Origin of the sequence: Eggerthella sp., assembly GCF_048329335.1 — a bacterium.
GTDB lineage: Bacteria > Actinomycetota > Coriobacteriia > Coriobacteriales > Eggerthellaceae > Eggerthella > Eggerthella lenta.
Genome location: NZ_DBFEGU010000368.1, coordinates 1 through 2,045, shown reverse-complemented (window position 1 = coordinate 2,045; position 2,045 = coordinate 1). Strand labels below are relative to the sequence as shown.

Genomic DNA, 2,045 nt, shown 5'->3' with positions numbered 1-2,045 from the left:
CGCGGGTTTGCGTCGTCTGCACGACGATGCCCACCGGCGCCTCGATGCTCGCAGGCAGGTCGCCCGGGGCGGCGACCACGAACACCTCGCCCCCCGCTTCGCGCGCGTAGGCCACAAGGCCTTCCACCTCGGGATGGCCCTCCTCCCCCACCACCACGACGCAGCCGCAGCGGCGTGCGAGATCGGCGGCGGCCTTCTGTGCGCGGGCGACGTGCGGGCACGTGGCGTCGATGAGGGGCAGCTCGCGTTCTTCCACCGCGCGGCGCACCGCGGGGGTCACGCCGTGACTGCGGATGATCACCGAGCCGCGCTCGACGTTCTCGGGGCCGTCGACCGCGCGGATGCCGCGCGCCGCCAGTTCGGCCACCACCTGCGGATTGTGGATGAGCGGGCCCAACGTGGATGCGCCCTCGCCGCTGGCGCTGGCCTCGACGGCCATGTCGAGCGCGCGCTGCACGCCGTAGCACGCCCCGGCGTAGCTTGCCTTCACCACTCTCATGCGACCTCCTGAACCTTCGCCGCCTTCGTCGCCTTCGCGACTGCCTTGGCCTCGATGCCGGCGACGACCTCGGCCGTCGTATGATGCGGGACGGGGTGCTCGGAGAACACGGCTGTGAAGTCCTTGCCGCCGGGGAACAGCGCCGGCATGTCCACCTGCTCGCGCGGCACGTTCAGCGACAGCGCGAAGCACTCGCGCATGGCGTACCACGAGCAGCCGTCCAAGCGGTCTTCCTTCGGCAGGAAGTCGAAGTCCTCGACGAGGACGGGGTCGCCGTACTCGATGGTGATCTTCGGGAAACGGAAGCGCTCGCCCTTGTGCTTCACGTGCTCGGCGTTGCGCACGGTCATGGGAAGGATGGGCGCGTGCCCCATCTTCGCGATGAACGCGGCTCCCGAGTGCAGCTCAGGCGTGCGATCGCTTTTGCCGCGACGGGTTCCCTCGGGCATGATCCCCACGATCTCGTTGCTCTTCAGCATGCGCGTGGCGCGCTTGATGGCGGTGCGGTCGGCCGCGTCGCGCTTGATGGGAAACGCGCCCACGCGCGACAGCACCTGGCCCACCAGGCCGTGCGCGTTGCCGAACAGGTTCTCGCGCCCGAGGAAGCGCACCCACTGCGAGGGCCGTCCGGCCAGGTACATAAACGCCACGTCGAGGAACGACGTATGGTTGCCGACGACCACCACGCCGGTCTTGTCCTTGAAGCCGCGCAAACTCTCGCGGTGGTCGACCCGGTAGCGGAAGCAGATCTTGAACACGAAAGCCAAGAAGCCCCAGATGAGGTTGCCGGCCCAGTGCGGCACCCGCTTCTCATCGGACGTGCCGCCCAGCGGCATGTCCCACATCTTCTCGTACGGGAGGAACAGGCTCATCGACAGGAACCCTCCTGGTCGTTCGCAAGGTCAGCGAGGGTTTCCGCGGTGCCCGAGCTGGAATCGCTGGCGGAAGCGCCGCGTACTTCGGTACGCAAGCTTCCACCAGCGGCCGCGGATCGGGTGCTGGTGGAAGCCGCAGCGTCGGCTCTTTCCCTTGCTCGTAGAGCAAGGGAGCAAATGTCCTCGATGACCTCTTCGATGTAGCGGCCGGTGGAATCCAGGCGCACGGCATCGTCGGCCGGGCGCAAAGGCGAGGTGGCGCGCGAGGAGTCCTGATCGTCGCGACGGCGGATGTCGGTGAGCACCTCGTCGTAGTCGACGGAGCCCACGCCGCGGTCGACGTTCTGGCGCACGCGGCGATGCGCGCGCTCCTCAGCCGATGCGGTGAGGAACACCTTCACCGGAGCCTCGGGGAACACGGTGGTGCCGATGTCGCGGCCCTCCACCACGTAGTCGCCCGCGCGGCCGATGCGCTGCTGCTGCTCAACGAGCGCCGCGCGCACGGAGGGCGCGGCCGACACGGGGCTCACGGCGCGGTCGATCTCGGCCGTGCGGATGGCGCGCGTGACGTCCTCGCCGCCGATGGACACGCTTTTGGGGGCCGGGTCGCCCGGCTCGTGCCCGAACGCGATGTCGTGCATACGGGCCAGCTGCCCGAGCGCCGCGTCGTC

2 protein-coding genes and 1 pseudogene are annotated in these 2,045 nt (G+C 69.2%); all 3 read right to left on the bottom strand.

Going from position 1 to position 2,045, the window contains the following annotated elements:
• Nucleotides 1-499 (bottom strand): annotated as a pseudogene (locus tag ACMO6A_RS11410) (4-hydroxy-3-methylbut-2-enyl diphosphate reductase); the annotation flags it as partial.
• Complete coding sequence (locus tag ACMO6A_RS11405) at nucleotides 496-1,371, bottom strand: lysophospholipid acyltransferase family protein (protein ID WP_009608380.1); 876 nt, start codon at nucleotides 1,369-1,371, stop codon at nucleotides 496-498. The gene ACMO6A_RS11405 and the pseudogene ACMO6A_RS11410, both read right to left, overlap by 4 nt.
• A partial coding sequence (cmk, locus tag ACMO6A_RS11400; protein WP_418471291.1) for a (d)CMP kinase occupies nucleotides 1,368-2,045 on the bottom strand: 678 nt, incomplete at its 5' end. The genes ACMO6A_RS11405 and cmk, both read right to left, overlap by 4 nt.